The sequence below is a fragment of the Cupriavidus sp. 05N40 genome (genome assembly GCF_056397305.1).
Genome location: NZ_JBFTND010000178.1, coordinates 1 through 15,794 on the forward strand (window position 1 = coordinate 1; position 15,794 = coordinate 15,794).

General features: G+C 66.9%; 14 protein-coding genes. 8 read left to right on the forward strand and 6 right to left on the reverse strand.

What is annotated here, in order from left to right:
• A partial coding sequence (locus AC1DO7_RS30950) for an ABC transporter ATP-binding protein (RefSeq protein ID WP_477116951.1) occupies positions 1-912 on the reverse strand: 912 nt, incomplete at its 3' end.
• A gap of 404 nt (positions 913-1,316) precedes the next feature.
• The gene (locus AC1DO7_RS30955; protein ID WP_441612457.1) at positions 1,317-2,246 is read right to left on the reverse strand and encodes a pirin family protein; all 930 of its coding nucleotides are present in this window, start codon (positions 2,244-2,246) and stop codon (positions 1,317-1,319) included.
• A 678-nt stretch (positions 2,247-2,924) separates the two neighbouring features.
• On the opposite strand from AC1DO7_RS30955, the gene AC1DO7_RS30960 reads away from it, so the two are divergent.
• From AC1DO7_RS30960 to AC1DO7_RS30975, 4 genes are read left to right on the forward strand one after another with little or no spacing between them, the layout of a single operon-like run.
• Positions 2,925-3,641 (forward strand): ABC transporter permease, encoded by a 717-nt coding sequence (locus tag AC1DO7_RS30960; protein WP_441612456.1) that lies wholly within the window; start codon positions 2,925-2,927, stop codon positions 3,639-3,641.
• A gap of 27 nt (positions 3,642-3,668) precedes the next feature.
• Positions 3,669-4,592 carry a glycine betaine ABC transporter substrate-binding protein gene (locus AC1DO7_RS30965; RefSeq protein ID WP_477116952.1) on the forward strand — a complete coding sequence of 308 codons (924 nt, stop codon included), beginning with the start codon at positions 3,669-3,671 and terminating at the stop codon, positions 4,590-4,592.
• Positions 4,593-4,602: 10 nt separating this feature from the next.
• Positions 4,603-5,250, forward strand: coding sequence for an ABC transporter permease (locus AC1DO7_RS30970; protein ID WP_441612454.1), 648 nt, complete (start codon positions 4,603-4,605; stop codon positions 5,248-5,250).
• A 1-nt stretch (position 5,251) separates the two neighbouring features.
• Positions 5,252-6,427, forward strand: a complete 1,176-nt coding sequence (locus AC1DO7_RS30975) for an osmoprotectant ABC transporter ATP-binding protein OsmV (RefSeq protein ID WP_477116953.1) — start codon at positions 5,252-5,254, stop codon at positions 6,425-6,427.
• 134 nt (positions 6,428-6,561) lie between these two features.
• Here the strand turns inward: AC1DO7_RS30975 and AC1DO7_RS30980 are convergent, their stop codons facing one another.
• A complete protein-coding gene (locus AC1DO7_RS30980) occupies positions 6,562-7,176 on the reverse strand; it encodes a hypothetical protein (RefSeq protein WP_441612452.1) in 615 nt (204 codons plus the stop codon).
• 132 nt (positions 7,177-7,308) lie between these two features.
• Positions 7,309-8,004, reverse strand: a complete 696-nt coding sequence (locus AC1DO7_RS30985) for a hypothetical protein (RefSeq protein WP_441612451.1) — start codon at positions 8,002-8,004, stop codon at positions 7,309-7,311.
• Positions 8,005-8,692: 688 nt separating this feature from the next.
• On the opposite strand from AC1DO7_RS30985, the gene AC1DO7_RS30990 reads away from it, so the two are divergent.
• The gene (locus AC1DO7_RS30990) at positions 8,693-9,481 is read left to right on the forward strand and encodes a DUF2092 domain-containing protein (RefSeq protein ID WP_477116958.1); all 789 of its coding nucleotides are present in this window, start codon (positions 8,693-8,695) and stop codon (positions 9,479-9,481) included.
• Positions 9,482-9,493: 12 nt separating this feature from the next.
• A complete protein-coding gene (locus AC1DO7_RS30995) occupies positions 9,494-10,021 on the forward strand; it encodes a hypothetical protein (RefSeq protein ID WP_477116954.1) in 528 nt (175 codons plus the stop codon).
• Positions 10,022-10,293: 272 nt separating this feature from the next.
• Here AC1DO7_RS30995 and AC1DO7_RS31000 read toward each other — a convergent pair whose 3' ends face one another.
• Together AC1DO7_RS31000 and AC1DO7_RS31005 are read right to left on the reverse strand one after the other, a co-directional pair.
• A complete protein-coding gene (locus tag AC1DO7_RS31000) occupies positions 10,294-11,871 on the reverse strand; it encodes an aldehyde dehydrogenase (NADP(+)) (protein WP_477116955.1) in 1,578 nt (525 codons plus the stop codon).
• A 161-nt stretch (positions 11,872-12,032) separates the two neighbouring features.
• Positions 12,033-12,779: a FadR/GntR family transcriptional regulator gene (locus AC1DO7_RS31005; protein ID WP_477116956.1), complete on the reverse strand. Its 747-nt coding sequence runs from the start codon at positions 12,777-12,779 to the stop codon at positions 12,033-12,035.
• 233 nt (positions 12,780-13,012) lie between these two features.
• Between AC1DO7_RS31005 and gudD the strand changes: the two genes are divergently transcribed.
• Complete coding sequence (gene gudD, locus AC1DO7_RS31010) at positions 13,013-14,401, forward strand: glucarate dehydratase (protein ID WP_441612446.1); 1,389 nt, start codon at positions 13,013-13,015, stop codon at positions 14,399-14,401.
• Between the two features lie 105 nt (positions 14,402-14,506).
• Positions 14,507-15,514 carry a Bug family tripartite tricarboxylate transporter substrate binding protein gene (locus tag AC1DO7_RS31015; RefSeq protein ID WP_477116957.1) on the forward strand — a complete coding sequence of 336 codons (1,008 nt, stop codon included), beginning with the start codon at positions 14,507-14,509 and terminating at the stop codon, positions 15,512-15,514.
• Positions 15,515-15,794 lie beyond the last annotated feature (280 nt).

Consider the following 15,794-nt stretch of genomic DNA (forward strand, 5'->3'; position numbering starts at 1 on the left):
GGCCTGCCCGTTGCCGGACACGCCCGCGATGCCGACGATCTCGCCGGCGCGCAGGTCCATCGAAATGCCCGACAGCTCGGTGGCGAAGGCATGCGCGCGCGGCAGCGAGAGCGCGCGCACCGCCAGCCGGCAGGCGCCGGGCTCGGTCTGCACGCGCGCCTCGCGCGGCGGCTCGCCGCCGATCATCAGGCGCGACAACGAGGCAGCGCTCTCCTGGCGCGGATCGCACACGCCGGTGACGCGGCCCATGCGCATCACGGTGGCGCTATGGCAGAGCTCGCGGATCTCGTCGAGCTTGTGGCTGATATAGAGAATGCTGGTGCCTTCCGCGGCGAGCTGGCGCAGCGTGACGAAGAGCGTCTGCACGGCCTGCGGCGTGAGCACCGAAGTGGGCTCGTCCAGGATCAGCAACTGTGGCCTGGCCAGCAGCGCGCGCACGATTTCGACGCGCTGGCGCTCGCCCACCGACAGCGTGTGCACGTGGCGGTTGGGCTCGAGCGGCAGGCCGTAGCGCTGCGCGGTTTCGCGGATGCGCTCGGCCAGCTGCTTCATGCTGGCGCTGTCCCTATTCTTGCCCTTGCCGCGCGGCAGTCCCAGCGCGATGTTCTCGGTGACGGTCAGCGTGTCGAACAGCGAGAAATGCTGGAACACCATGGCGATGCCCAGGTTGCGGGCGTCGTGCGGATTGTGGATGGCGGCCGGCGCACCGTTGAAGTGCATCTCGCCGGCGTCGGGCTTGACCGCGCCGAAGATGATCTTCATCAGGGTGGACTTGCCGGCGCCGTTCTCGCCGAGGACGGCGTGGATCTCGCCGGGGGCGACGACGAGCGAGACATCGTCATTGGCGGTCACGCCGGGGTAGCGCTTGCTGATATGGGCAAGCGCCAGCCTTGGGGGTGTGCTAAGGGTCACTGAGGCGGCTCGAGTGGTTATGGCAGCAACGTGGATCAACGTCCGTGTCAGGCAGCACCTCCTGCCGTGCGAGGGGCAGGATCGCCGCGACGCATTGCAGCATCCATCACGGAATGGTGATGCCGTTCATTAAGCGTGGATTATATAAGTGCGCGGGGGCCGGGCGGCCCGTCCAGGACAGTTTTGTCGGCCCCGCAACGGTTGCAGGAAGATTGCAAGTCGCATGCCGGGACGTGACGGGTGCGTCGCGGCGCGGGCCGGGAGGAGGGGCTGTCCGGCAGCGCGCGAGGCAGGGCGGGAAGCGGCAAAAAAAAGCGCCGGGGCAGGACGCTCCCGGCGCTGTGCGGCGCCGGGAAGCGCGCGATGCGTTCCCGGCCCGGTGCGGATCGGCGCAGTCCTGCCGGTCAGGCGCCGTTGTTCGCCGCGACCTGGCTGAAGCGGCCTTCGCGGAAATCCGCCAGCGTCTGGTAGATCTGCTCCTGGGTGTTCATCACGAACGGCCCATATTGCACGATCGGCTCACCCAGCGGCCGGCCCGCGATCAGCAGGAAGCGCGAATCGGTCGCCGCGGTCACGCTCACGCCGTCGGCGCCCGCGGCGTTGTCCAGCACGCCCATGCGCTGCGCTTCGAGCACCGCCGCGCTGTCGCCGGTGCCTACCGAGATTTCGCCCCGGTAGGTGTACAGGAAGGCGTTGTGGCCTGGCGGCAGCAGCTGCGAGAAATGCTGTCCGGCGGGCAGCGTCACGTCGAGGTACAGCGGCTCCGTGACCGGGCGCGTCACCGCGCCGGCCATGCCGTGCGAAGCGCCTGCCAGCACGCGCACGGTGGCGCCGTTCGGCAGCGCGACCGTGGGCACGGCGGCGGCGGGCAGGTCGCGGTACCAGGGCGCGGTCATCTTGTCTGCGGCCGGCAGGTTCAGCCACAGCTGGAAGCCTTCCATGCGGCCGTCCTCCTGCTCGGGCATCTCCGAATGCACCACGCCGGCGCCGGCCACCATCCACTGCGCGCCGCCGTTTTCCAGCAGGCCTTCGTTGCCGGCGCTGTCGCGATGGCGCATGCGGCCGGCCAGCATATAGGTAATGGTCTCGAAGCCGCGGTGCGGGTGGTCGGGGAAGCCGCCGATATAGTCGTCGCGGCTGTCGGTGCCGAAGGCATCCAGCATCAGGAACGGGTCCAGGCGGCGCTGCAGGTTCTGCGTCAGTACGCGGGTCAGCTTGACGCCGGCGCCATCCGAGGTGGCGATGCCGCGCACCACGCGGTCGACCGCGCGCGAGCGCTGCACGGTTTCCTCGGCGGTGGCCGCGACGGCGGTAGCGGTAGTGCGTTGTTCCATGTTCGATCTCCTGTTGGCTGGGGCGGCGGCAATGGCGCGCCGCCCGTTGGCTACCCTCCCAATTTAAGGGTTTGGGCCAAAAGCGGTAGAGGGCGGCAGGGCAACAGATTGTTCTGCCGGTGGCACGGTGACCGCCACGTTATAGCTGGTTTTTGCAACAGCGCCCGCGTCCGCGACGATGCCGGACAAACGTCGGCAAATGCGCCCACAAGCGGGCCGGAAAGCGGGAAGATGACAAGATCGGCGTAAATGCGTATAATAGCGCTCTCGTTGTCATCCGATGCTGCGTGATCCCGCGCAAGATGCAAGGCCCGGCAGGTTTGCCTGGCCCTTGTTTGTGTCTTGTCCGTTACCTGCGCTGCGTTGGCCGATTGATCCGGCGGCGCGTCGGAAATCATCAACTCTGCGCTGCCACTGGCCTCCCGTACCGCATCTTCGCGGCGGGTTGCGCCGCTCCAGGGACCCCCGGCATTCGCACGCCCGGCGTCCCGTCAAATGGGTTTCCCCGCCTTCGCGTGGAACCCGGCGCCCGTCCACCGGCTCATCTGCCGGTCATGGCGGGCAAGGCAATCTAGTCAGGCCCGGCGGCCCCCAATTGCACCGCCCGAGGCCGTTTTCGTCCGCCAGTCCGGATGTGGTGCTTCCTGCCCACGTGCGGCGCGCGGAAAAGAGGGGAATATGTCCAAGCAATCCGTACAGGCGCTCGCCTGGGGATGTCTCGCGCTCGCCGCGCTGGCCGGCCTGGCCACGTGGATCGGCGTCGATGTCATCCGGCAATACCAGGACCGCCTCTGGTACGACGTGGCGGACCACCTGCGCCTGGTGGCGTGGTCCATGGCGCTGGCGCTGGCCACCGGCGTGCCGGCCGGCATCGGCCTGAGCCGGCCCTGCATGCGCCGCTGGGCCGAGCGCCTGATGCAGGTCTTCAATATCGGCAACACCGTGCCTTCGCTGGCGGTGCTGGCGCTGGCACTGGCCGTGCTCGGCATCGGCGAGCGGCCGGCCATCCTGGCGCTGTGGCTGGCCTCGCTGCTGCCGATCGTGCGCAATACCTGCGAGGGCCTGCTCGGCGTCTCGCCGGCCCTGACCGAAGCCGCGCGCGGCCTGGGCATGACACCGCGCCAGCGCCTGTTGCGCGTCGAACTGCCCAATGCGCTGCCGGTGATCCTGGCGGGCGTGCGCATCAGCCTGGTGATCAACGTCGGCACGGTGCCGCTGTCGTTCCTGATCGGCGCCAACAGCCTGGGCGAGCTGATCTTCCCTGGCATCTACCTGAACAACCAGCCCCTGCTGCTGCTGGGCGCCGCGGCTACCGCGCTGCTCGCCCTGGCGCTCGACGGCCTGTTCGCCGCCGCCGGCTACTGCTACCTGCGCAGCCGCGGCCTGGCGCGCTGAAGGCCGCCGCACATGAAGGAGAACCCGATGCATTCCATCACCAGCGCGCTCGCGCGCGCAGGCCGCCTGCTGGCCGGCCTTGCCGCCGCCGCGGCCCTGGCCGCAGTGGCCGCGCCCGCCGCCGCGGATCCCGTGCGCGTGGGCGGCAAGAACTTTACCGAGCAGTTGATCCTGTCGTCGATGACGGCGCAGTACCTCAGGGCCAAGGGCCTGGCCACCGAGCTGACTTCCGGYCTGGGCAGCACGCTGATGCGCCAGGCCATGGAAAGCGACCAGCTCGACGTGGTGTGGGACTACACCGGCACCGCGCTGATCGTCTTCAACAAGGTCGAGGAGAAGCTCGACGCGCAGGCGAGCTACGAACGCGTCAAGACACTCGACGCCGCGYGCGGCCTGGTATGGCTCGATGCCTCCGGCATCAACAACACCTACGCGCTGGCGATGCCGCGCAAGCGCGCCGACGCCGCCGGCGTGACCACGCTGTCGGCCTTCGCCGAAAAAATGCGCGCGGCCGGCGAGGGCACGGCGCATCCGTTCGCCGTCGACATGGAGTTCGCGGCGCGCCCGGATGGCCTGGAGCCGCTCAAGGCGCGCTACAAGCTGCCGTTCTCGCGCCGCGACGTGATTCAGCTCGATCCCGGCCTGGTCTACACCGCGCTGAAGAACGACCAGGTCGAACTGGGCCTGGTCTACACCACCGACGGCCGCGTCAAGGGCTTCGACCTCGTGCTGCTGGAAGACGACCAGCATTTCTTCCCCGCGTACAACGCCGCGCCGGTGGTGCGCAAGGCTGCGCTGGAGCGGCACCCGGAACTGGCCGGACTGCTCAATGCGCTCTCGGCCACGCTCGACAACGAGGCCATGACCGAGATGAACTACAAGGTCGATATCGGCCAGCAGCCGGTCGACAAGGTGGCGCAGGAATTCCTGCGCGGCCACGGCCTGATCTGAAGGAGGCCGCATGGACCTGATGACTTACCTGCAGCACAGCTGGCCCACGTTGCTCAAGCTGACCGGCCAGCACCTGGCGCTGGTGGGCTCCGCGGTGGGGCTGGCGATCCTGGCGGGCGTGCCGCTGGGCATCCTGTGCGCGCGCTTTCGCTTCCTCGCCACACCGCTGCTCACGCTGGCCACCATCGTGCTGACCTTGCCCTCGATCGCGCTGTTCGGCCTGATGATCCCGGTGTTCGCGCGCTTCGGCCACGCGCTGGGCTATGTGCCGGCGGTGACCGCGGTGTTCCTGTATTCGCTGCTGCCGATCATGCGCAATACCTGCGTGGCGCTCGACAGCGTGGACGACGGCATCCAGGAAGCCGGCCGCGGCATCGGCATGACCACCTGGCAGCGCATGCGGCTGGTGGACCTGCCGCTGGCCGTGCCCGTGATCCTCGGCGGCGTGCGCACCGCCGTGGTGATGAATATCGGCGTGGCCACCATCGCCGCCATCATCGGCGCGGGAGGCCTCGGGGTGCTGATCCTGCAAGCGATCAGCCAGAGCAACATGAGCAAGCTGGCGGTGGGTGCCGTGCTGGTCAGCGTGCTCGCCATCGTCGCCGATGCCTGCCTGCAGTGGCTGCAGCGGGCGCTGACACCGAAAGGAATCCGCTGACATGATTGAACTCGACCAACTCACCAAGACCTTCCGCCAGAAGGACGGCGCCGAAGTGCACGCCGTCGATGCCGTTTCCATGACGGTGCCCAAGGGCGAGATCTGCGTCTTCCTSGGGCCKTCGGGCTGCGGCAAGACCACCACGCTSAAGATGATCAACCGCCTGGTCCAGCCCAGCGCCGGCCGCGTGCTGATCGATGGCGAGGACACCACCCGCGTGGACGAGGTGACGCTGCGCCGCAAGATCGGCTACGTGATCCAGCAGATCGGCCTGTTCCCCAACATGACCATCGAAGAGAACATCATGGTCGTGCCGCGCCTGCTGGGGTGGGACAAGAAGCGCAGCCGCGAGCGCGCGCGCGAGCTGATGTCGATGGTGCAGCTCGATCCGGACAAGATGCTGTCGCGCTACCCGCGCGAGCTGTCGGGCGGGCAGCAGCAGCGCATCGGCGTGATCCGCGCGCTGGCCGCGGACGCGCCGGTGCTGCTGATGGACGAGCCGTTCGGCGCGGTCGATCCGATCAACCGCGAGAGCATCCAGAACGAGTTCTTCCAGATGCAGCGCCAGCTCGGCAAGACCGTGATCATGGTCTCGCACGATATCGACGAAGCCATCAAGCTGGGCGACCGCGTGGCCGTGTTCCGCCGCGGCAAGCTGGTGCAGTTCGATCATCCCGACGCCTTGCTGGCGCATCCGGCGGACGATTTCGTGCAGGCCTTCGTCGGCCATGACAACACGCTCAAGCGCCTGCTGCTGGTGCGCGCCGGCGACGCGGCAACCATGGCGCAGAGCTGCACCCCGGACATGCCGCTGGCGCAGGCCTTCGGCATCATGGATGAAGCCGATGTGCGCCAGTTGCCGGTGGTGGACGCCGCGCAGCRCGCGCTGGGCTACGTCACGCGCCGCGATGCGCGGGGCGGGCAGGGCGCGTGCGCCGATGCGATGCGTCCCTTCAAGGCCACCGGGGCCTTCGACGAGCACCTGCGCATCGTCCTGTCGCGCATGTACCAGCACAACACCAGCTGGCTGCCGGTGCTCGATGCCGGGGGCGTGTATCTCGGCGAGGTGACGCAGGAATCGATCGCGGACTATCTCAGTTCAGGGCGCTCGCGCGGCAACGCGCCGGTGATCCGGGCGCCGCAGGCGCCGGCGCCCGTCGAGCGTGCCGCCGCCTGAGCCGGCCAAAGGTTGACGCCCCGCCGCACGTAGTCGTGGCTGTTCAGGTTGCAGCGAGGGACGCCCGGTGAACCGCATCGGGCGTCTTGCATTCCGGGGGCCGGTGCGGCCTGGTCGCAGGCCGTCTCCGCGGCTCAGAGATGGACGTGCGGCCACCGCGCCGCGTCACCGAAGAGGTTGAAGCATGCCTCGCAAGGCAGCATGAAGGCCTCGCGCGTGGAGACGAAGGAGATGTCCAGCCGGTGCGGCGTGGCAAGCTGGGAGCAGGTGTACCACCGGCAGGCGAAGCCCAGGAGCGTTGCATCCAGGTTCTCGGCCACCAGCAGCGCCTTTGGCTCCGCGCAGGGCCACGTCGCTATGTCGGGCGGCGGCATGTGGTACACGAACTGGAAAGCCAGCTGGTCGGCCGGCACGAGCGGCATGTTCAATGCCGCGACGAGCGGGGCTGGCTTCAGGACGGCCTGGATCTTGTCGAAGTTCGGCTTGGACAGCCGGCCACCGGAGAAGGCGACAACGAAGGCGTACTGGATCTTCGGGGTCTGCATGTGCATCACGGCCATGGCGATGTGACCGAGCTCGTCCGCGATGTCGGCCTTGCCGTCGATCAGATCCAATGGCGCCACGAGCTGCATGACGGCGTCTATGACCTTGATGGTCTCCGGCGTGGGGACCGGGTATCGGCCCAGCGATGCCTTGTTCTCGTCGTACTTCCGGATGATCGATTCGATCTGTGTCTGATTGAACGGCATGAGCCACCTCTTCGTTGGGCGAAACGTTCCCCGTCCGGCATGCGCGAAGCGAGCGCCGGTCTCCGGTGGATCTCCGGCCGGACGGCGCCGCCAGGGACTCGCCCCGATAGCGCCATCCACGCCGGCCGGCTGCTATCTCAGCATGACCGGGCGTCCCGCCAGCCTTGCGTAGTTATCGATGGCATCGTGAACGGGCGCCCGCTTGTAGCCGTCCTTCAGCAGCCTGACGTATTGCTCCAGGGTCGGGTTCTTCACGATCTCTTCCACGGATTCCAGCTTCAGGCTCTTGGCAACGAAATAAATGAGTTCCTGCGCCTTGAGTTCCTCCGCATCCACGAAGGACTTGGTTGCCGTAAAGCAAAATGCATTCTTGACTTCGGCAATCAGTCCATCGCCCGAGAAGTTATAGCGCCACGCCATCACATCGACACGGATCAGTGCGCCGCGCTCCAGGGCGATATACCAATTCTTGGTGGACGATTCACCGATCGATGTGCTTCCAAGAATGGCGTTGAAGGCGAACTTGATCAGCGTGGAGAACCCGTCCTTCACGTTTTTCTCGCCGCCCGAGAAAAAGGAATCGACGACTGAAGAAATTTCGTCGGCGGCCTTGTCAGTGACGCTGACCCGATATTGCTCGATATGCTCGAACATCTTGTACGGAACGATCTCCTCCCGGAATGCGTCCGGATTGCGCATCTTTTGTATCAGCTCGGAGCGGTATTTATCGAGCTCCCCCATTGCCGCCTTCTTCAAGATCTCGAGTTGCTCGCGCGCCTTCGTGTCATCCGGCTTCAACGCGTTTCGGATGGTATCCAGAACAGCCATTTTTGCTCCTCCTGTTATTCGCGGGCAGCATCGATCCATGGAAATTTAATTCCATCGATACCGGCAATGTTTTTTCATGAATGACGCAAGACAAGGCTTTCTTCGTTCGCTTCGCCTTACGGTGATTTCGATGTGAAAAATTTCAATACCTCTCGCGAGGCAGAGGTAATTTATGCGATGAAGGAAGTAGTGCAAGGCGATCGTATTCACTTGAGATGTGCGAGGCGTGCATGTCGTCAACTCGCCCCGTGCGTCGGTCGGGCCTGATACGTCGCCTTGCGAGGGGATCGATCCGGTCCGGGGGCGCTGGATCACGTCGACCGGCACCTTGGCACAGTGGGTTCGCCGTGCAGGTCGCACCTGGCACGCCGCTTGCCGCGCCGACGATGCACAGCCTTGTTGCCGGCCGGCCGCTACGACCGCGCGATGGCGTTGTGCCCTGCTCGCCTCCCCGGTGGCCGATGACGTGTTGTTCCCGGCTCAGGCCCCGCAGATCCGGCTTGCTCTCTGCGCAAGCCGTTGCGCGCTTGAAAAAATTGAGATCACGTACTTACAAGAGTTAATTCCAATTCTCCGGCGGCTCTGCAAGCATAGGCATGGCGACTGCGCAATTCGTATTGCTCCAGGCGGGCCTTCACAACTCTGGGAGATCACCATGGTACGAATACTGGCGTCGAGCCTGCTGGCGATGTCGCTCGGGGCATGCAGCACGCTCGCCCCGACACCATCGGCTCCACCGGCTGCCCCGGCATCCGCGGYCGCGCCGGCTGCCCCGGCTCCGCCGGCAGGTACGGCCCAGCCTGATGCCAAGGCAGTCAATCCGGCAGCCATCCAGGCGCTCAAGGACATGGGCACCTATCTCCAGTCGCTCAAGCGCTTCGAGGTATCGATCGAGCTGACCGGCGAGCGGGTGCTGGCCGACGGCCAGAAGCTCCAGCACACGGCGACGGCAGACCTCGAAGTGGATCGTCCGAACAAGCTGCGCACCCGCATGCATAGCGCCCGTTCCCAACGCGACCTCATCTACGACGGCAAGACGGTGACACTCTATACACCGGCGCAGAAATCCTATTCAAAGGCGGAATTCGCCGACAACCTCGCCGGGCTGGTGCGCCGCCTGAAGGAACGATTCGGCATCGAACTACCGATCGCGGACCTGTTCCTGTGGGGCACCCCCGCCGCGCCGCTCGACAATATGGAGTCGGCGATGAATGCCGGCCAGGACTTTGTCGACGGCGAGCTCTGTGATCATTACGCCTTCCGCCAGGGCGCGATCGACTGGCAGATCTGGATTGCCAACGGGACCAAGCCTCTGCCGCGCAAGCTGGTGATCACCAATCGCGCCGACGACGCGCGTCCGCAATCGGTCACCCTGCTCGATTGGAGGCTGAATCCAAAGTTCAAGGAGTCGACCTTCACCTTCACGCCGCCGAAGGGTGCCAGATTGGCCGAGTTCGTTCCCGTGAAGAACCAGTAAAGGAGAGCCGCCATGAGACAAGCATTCGGCAAGTTGTTCCTGGTGCTCCTGAGCGTTCTCGTTCTGGCGACCTATGGCTGGGCCCCTGTGGCTGAGGCGCGCGTGGGCGGCGGTGGCGGCGGTGGCGGCGGCGGCGCTCGTGGCGGCGGCGGCGCTGCAGCCGCCGCTGGAGGCGGGGGCAGGCAGATCGACAACAGGAGCGCGGACGCGCGTACCAACGATGTCCGCAGTACAAGCGTCAACAACGTCAACAACGTCAACAGGAACGTCAACGTCAACGCCAGCAAGAACGTCAACGTGAACGTCGAGGGCGGTGGTTGTTGCCACGGCGGCTGGGACAATGACTATCACCCGGTCGCGACGGCGGCCGCGGTCACGGCCACGGTTGCGGTGACTGCCGCAGTCGTGGGCTCCATGGTGCGCACCGTCCCGCCAGGGTGCGTGCCCGTCAACTACGGTGGCATGGTCTACCAGCAGTGCGGCAATACGTGGTACCAGCCGCAGGGTGGGCAGTACGTCGTGATCAGTCCASCTTACTGAGCATCCCGGGTGTTCGCATCCCGCCGGCCCAGGTGGCCGGCTGCTTCTTGGCCGGCGATCCGCTGCGGGACACGTAGATACTTAGCGTTGCTGTGCGTGCCACGCATCTGGCAGCAGCGTTGCCGAATTCGGGCGATGACGCGGCCGGCGCGTTTCAAGGCCTCGGCTGGAATGGCCAGTCCCGGTTCGCGTGACGTCTCCCGGTCTTGCCGAAAGAAAATGGGCCGGAAATTCCGGCCCATTTTCATGGCGGTGCGAGACGCGGCGCGCGCTTAGTCGCGGCCCAGCTGGCCGTCAGTGAGTCGCCATGCGCCCAGCGGATTGCCATCCTGCAGCGCCGGCGGCAGCAGCTCGACAGGCACGTTCTGGTAGCACACCGGACGCAGGAAGCGGTCGATGGCGGACGCGCCCACCGAGGTCGCGCGGGTGTCCGAGGTGGCCGGGAACGGRCCGCCGTGCACCATCGCRWACGASACTTCCACGCCGGTCGGATAGCCGTTGAACAGCACRCGGCCSACCTTGCGTTCGAGCACGGTCAGCAGGCTGGCGGCCTCGGCGCGGTCGCCGGCATCGGCTTGCACCGTGGCGGTGAGCTGGCCTTCCAGGCGGCGCGCCACGGCGAGCATTTCCTCGTGGTTGCGGCAGACCACCAGTACCGACGAGGGGCCGAAGACTTCGGCTTCCATGCGGTGGTCGCCAAGGAAGCGTTCCGCCGTGGTTTCGAACAGCGCGGGACGCGCCTGGTTGGGGCCGGTGGGCGCCAGGCCGCTGCCGATGCGGCGCAGCCCTTCGATATCGCTCAGTTGCGCCACGCCGTTGTCGTAGGCCTGGCAGATGCCGGGCGTCAGCATGGTGGCGGCAGCTTTTTCCGCCAGTGCCGCGACCGTGCCCTGGCGCAGCACGTCCAGCGCCGGGCTGTCCACTGCCAGCAGCAGGCCCGGGTTGGTGCAGAACTGCCCCACGCCCATCACCAGCGAATCCACCAGGTTGCGCGCGATCTCGGCCGCGCGTGCGTTCAGCGCCGCGGGCAGCAGGAACACCGGGTTGATGCTGCTCATCTCGGCGTAGACCGGGATCGGCTGCGGCCGGTTGTTCGCGGTCTGCACCAGGGCCAGGCCACCGCTGCGCGAGCCGGTAAAGCCGACCGCCTGGATCGACGGATTGGCCACCAGGGCGGTGCCCATGGTGAAGCCGGAGCCCACCAGCAGCGAGAACACGCCCTCCGGCAGGCCGGCATCGGCCACCGCCTTCTGGATCACGCGCCCGACCAGTTCGGAGGTGCCGAGGTGGCCCGAGTGTGCCTTGACGATGACCGGGCAGCCGGCCGCCAGCGCCGAGGCGGTGTCGCCGCCGGCCACCGAGAACGCCAGCGGGAAGTTGCTGGCGCCGAATACCGCGACCGGGCCCACGGCGATCTTCTGCAGGCGCAGGTCAGGCCGGGGCGGCGTGCGCTCGGGCAGGGCGGAGTCGAGCGTGGCCGATTGCCAGCGGCCGTCGCGCAGCACGCTCGCGAACAGGCGCAGCTGGTTGGCGGTGCGGGCACGTTCGCCCTGCAGGCGCGCGATCGGCAGCGCGCTTTCGGCATGGGCGCGCTCGATCAGCGTATCGCCCAGCGCTTCCAGGCCCGTGGCGATGGACTCCAGGAACCTGGCGCGGGCCTCGGGCGAGGTGTTGCGGTAGGTATCGAAGGCCGCTTCTGCCAGCGCGCAGGCGCGCTCGGCATCGGCCGCGTCGCCGCCGTGGAATTCCGGTGCGAGCGTTTCGCCCGTAGCCGGGTTGGTGGCATGGAGGATCTTCGCGGTGCCGCGTACGGCGCTGGCGCCGATCAGCATTTCGCCGGTGATGGTCATGAGGGTTCCTTCAACTGCGGTCAATTAAGGCGCCCGGGCAGCGGGCGGGTGACGGGCCGGGCACAGTCGCATTCGCTGCGCTTCGTTATAAGACATCCTACAACATCAGAGACCTTGCCTGCAAGCGGGAGAACCCGCGCCAGGCGGGTGCGGGGCGCGGATCAGCCGGCGTCGAGCGCGGCCGACGCCTTGCGCAGCCGTTCGCGGCTGTTGGTGAGGTGCATGCGCATCGCCGCCTTGGCGCCTTCGGGATCGCGCCGTTCGATGGCGTCGTAGATATTCTCGTGCTCGAWGTTGACGCGCTCSAGRTAYTGCTCGCGCTCKKGCGYGCTSACSTGCAGGCGGCTGCGCGGGATCACCATGGTGCCCAGGTGGCCCATGATGTCGGTGAAATAGCGGTTGCCGGTTGCGCGCGCGATGGTCAGGTGGAATTCGAAGTCCGCGCCGACGGAGTCCTTGCCGTCGGTGGCGGTGCGCTTGAGCTCGTCCAGGGCCTGGCGCATGGTAGCCAGTTGCTCGTCGCTGCGGCGCGAGGCTGCCAGGCTGGCCGCCTCGGCTTCCAGGCTGACGCGGAATTCCAGCATGGCCAGCACGTCCATGGCGGTGACCATGGTGGCGGGATCGATGCGGAACGGCGAGGCGCTTTCGGCGGGGCGGGCCAGCACGAAGGTGCCGATGCCATGGCGCGTCTCGACCAGGCCGCTGGCCTGCAGTCGCGACAGCGCCTCGCGCACCACGGTGCGGCTGACGCCGAGCGCGCTCATGATCTCGGACTCGGTCGGGAGTTTGTCGCCCGGCTTGAGCGCGCCTTGCTGGATGCGTTCGCTCAGGCTGCTCACTGCCTCTTCGGCAAGCGTACGGCCGCGGCGCCGCAGCGGAGTGGAGGAAGCAAGCATGGGGTTTGACATGGTTGGCGGGGACTTGACCGGATCGCAATGCGCTCATTATACTTCGTCGTAAGTCATATGACGACCGATAACAGCCATCCGGCAACAAACATGCGCGGCCAGCCTTGCTGGGCGCACAATCTGCCGGAATCGCTAGCATGAGAAAGCCGGCACGATCCGGCACCGCCAAGCCCGAGACAACCCTAAGCGCAGCGTCGCCTGGTCGACCGCCGCGCTTTCCGCCGGAACCCGACATGACCCAAACGCCCAATCCCGCAAGCCACGATGCGTCGGCGACACGTTCGACGTCCGCGCCCGGCGGCACGCCGGTCGTCACCGAACTGAGCGTGGTCCCAGTGGCCGGCCACGACAGCATGCTGATGAACCTGTCCGGCGCGCATGGTCCGTTCTTCACCCGCAATATCGTCATCCTCAAGGACAGTGCCGGCAACATCGGCGTGGGCGAGGTGCCGGGCGGGGAAGCCATCCGCCAGACGCTGGAAGATGCGCGCGAACTGCTGGTGGGCCAGTCGATCGGCAACCACCAGGCGGTGCTCAACCGCGTGCGCAGCGCCTTCGCCAGCCGCGACGCCGGCGGCCGCGGTCTGCAGACCTTCGACCTGCGCATCACCATCCATGCGGTGACCGCGCTCGAAGCGGCGCTGCTCGACCTGCTCGGCAAGCACCTCGGCGTGCCCGTGGCCGCGCTGCTGGGCGAAGGGCAGCAGCGCGATGCGGTGGAGATGCTGGGCTACCTGTTCTACGTCGGCGACCGTAACCGCACCACGCTCGGCTACCGCGGCGAGCCCGATGCGGACAACGCATGGTTCCGCCTGCGCAATGAAGCGGCGATGGACGCCAAGGGCGTGGTCCGGCTGGCCGAAGCCGCGTTCGAGCGCTACGGCTTCAACGACTTCAAGCTCAAGGGTGGCGTGCTGCGCGGCGACGAAGAAATGGAAGCGATCCTCGCGCTGGCCGAGCGCTTCCCCAAGGCGCGCATCACGCTCGACCCCAACGGCGCGTGGTCGCTGGCCGAGGCGGTGCGGCTGTGCCGCGACAAGCATGGCGTGCTGGCCTATGCGGAAGACCCCTGCGGCGCCGAGGACGGCTATTCGGGCCGCGAGATCATGGCCGAGTTCCGCACCGCCACGGGCCTGCCCACCGCCACCAACATGATCGCCACCGACTGGCGCCAGATGGGCCATGCGGTGCGCCTGCAATCGGTGGACATTCCGCTGGCCGACCCGCATTTCTGGACCATGCAGGGTTCGGTGCGCGTGGCGCAGATGTGTGCCGAGTGGGGTCTCACGTGGGGCTCGCATTCCAACAACCATTTCGATATCTCGCTGGCCATGTTCACGCACGTGGCCGCCGCCGCGCCGGGCCGCGTCACCGCCATCGACACGCACTGGATCTGGCAGGACGGCGAGCGCCTGACCAAGGCGCCGCTCAAGATCGAGAATGGCAAGGTGGCCGTGCCCACGGCGCCGGGCCTGGGCGTGGAACTCGACGTGGAGCAGCTGGCGCTGGCGCACGAACGCTACAAGAGCATGGGGCTGGGCGCGCGCGACGACGCTGTCGCCATGCAGTTCCTGATCCCGGGCTGGAAGTTCAACAACAAGGCGCCGTGCATGGTCCGGTAGGGGTGCCGTCCTCCCGCCTGGAACGCCAACAATAAAAAAGCGGTATCAATCAGAAGTCGAAAGCTCGCGACATCAAGAAATCCAACAAGAAACCAGGAGACAACGATGACCAAGTTCCAGCAACCCGCCGCGCGGCGCAGGCTGTTCAAGCTTGCCGGGGCGCTGATCGCCGCCCTGGCGGCAGCCGGCAGCATGACCGCCGCCGCTGCGCAGACGTGGCCGACCAAAGCCGTATCGGTGGTGGTGCCGTTCCCGGCCGGCGGCTCCACCGACACCATTGCGCGCATGCTGGCGGTGCCGCTCAACGAGAAGCTCGGCCAGCCATTTGTGGTGGACAACCGCCCGGGCGCGACCGGTGCCATCGGCGCGACCATGGTCAAGCGCGCGCCCGCCGACGGTTACACGCTGATGGTGGCGTCGATCGGCGTGTACGCCGTGAACCCCTTCCTGCAGAAGAACCTGCCCTACGATCCGGCCAAGGATTTCGACCTGCTGACGGTGGCCGTGCGCGCGCCCAACGTGCTGGTGACCAAGCCTGATTTCCCGGCCAAGAACCTGCAGGAACTGGTTGCGTACATGAAGAAGAACCCGGGCAAGGTCGCCTTCGCCACCTCCGGCGCGGGTTCGTCGGACCACCTGACCGCGGCGCTGTTCTGGCAGAAATCCGGCACCGACGGACTGCACGTGCCGTACAAGGGCGGCGCGCCCGCGATCTCCGACCTGTTGGCGGGGCAGGTGGACGCCTCGTTCCAGAACGTCAACGCGGTGCTGCAGCATATCCGCAGCGGCAAGCTCAAGGCGCTGGCCGTGACCGGCGACAAGCGCTCGGCGGTGCTACCCAATGTGCCGACCATGGCAGAAGGCGGCGTGRAGGAAGTGGACGTCTACTCGTGGCAGGGCGTGGCCGCGCCGCGCGGGCTGCCCAAGGACGTCAAGGGCAAGCTGCACGCCGCGCTGGTCAGCGCGCTGGCCGAACCGCAGATGCGGCAGAAGCTGGCCGAAAGCGGTTTCGAGGTCGTCGCCAATACGCCCGAGCAGTTCGACCAGTTCGAGAAACAGGAACTGCAGCGCTGGAAGACCGTGATCGAAGCCGGGAAGATCACCAGCGAATAAATCCACGCCACGCCGATGGCGGGGCGCACCGGTTTCACGCTCCTTGGCCCTGCTTCACGGCAGGGCTTTTTTATTGGGCGGACGCGGGCGTTGCCTGTCGCGCAGGCTGGCAGCAAAGCCTGTTACGCTTGTTGGCATGCACCGCCCCAGGATCCGCCTCTGCAAGTCGCCGCCGTGTCTGCTGATCGAGACCCGCTGGCTGGTGCCGCGCCGCTTCGACGGATTCGCGCCCGGCCCGCTGATCTTGCTGCGGCCCGGCGCGAGCCATGCGCTGATCGAG

What these genes read in the sequence shown, in the direction of transcription:
- AC1DO7_RS30955 (WP_441612457.1), bottom strand. Translation starts at nt 2,246, where the DNA reads ATGGAACAACGCACTACCGCTACCGCCGTCGCGGCCACCGCCGAGGAA.
- AC1DO7_RS30960 (WP_441612456.1), top strand. Translation starts at nt 2,925, where the DNA reads ATGTCCAAGCAATCCGTACAGGCGCTCGCCTGGGGATGTCTCGCGCTC.
- AC1DO7_RS30970 (WP_441612454.1), top strand. Translation starts at nt 4,603, where the DNA reads ATGGACCTGATGACTTACCTGCAGCACAGCTGGCCCACGTTGCTCAAG.
- AC1DO7_RS30980 (WP_441612452.1), bottom strand. Translation starts at nt 7,176, where the DNA reads ATGCCGTTCAATCAGACACAGATCGAATCGATCATCCGGAAGTACGAC.
- AC1DO7_RS30985 (WP_441612451.1), bottom strand. Translation starts at nt 8,004, where the DNA reads ATGGCTGTTCTGGATACCATCCGAAACGCGTTGAAGCCGGATGACACG.
- gudD (WP_441612446.1), top strand. Translation starts at nt 13,013, where the DNA reads ATGACCCAAACGCCCAATCCCGCAAGCCACGATGCGTCGGCGACACGT.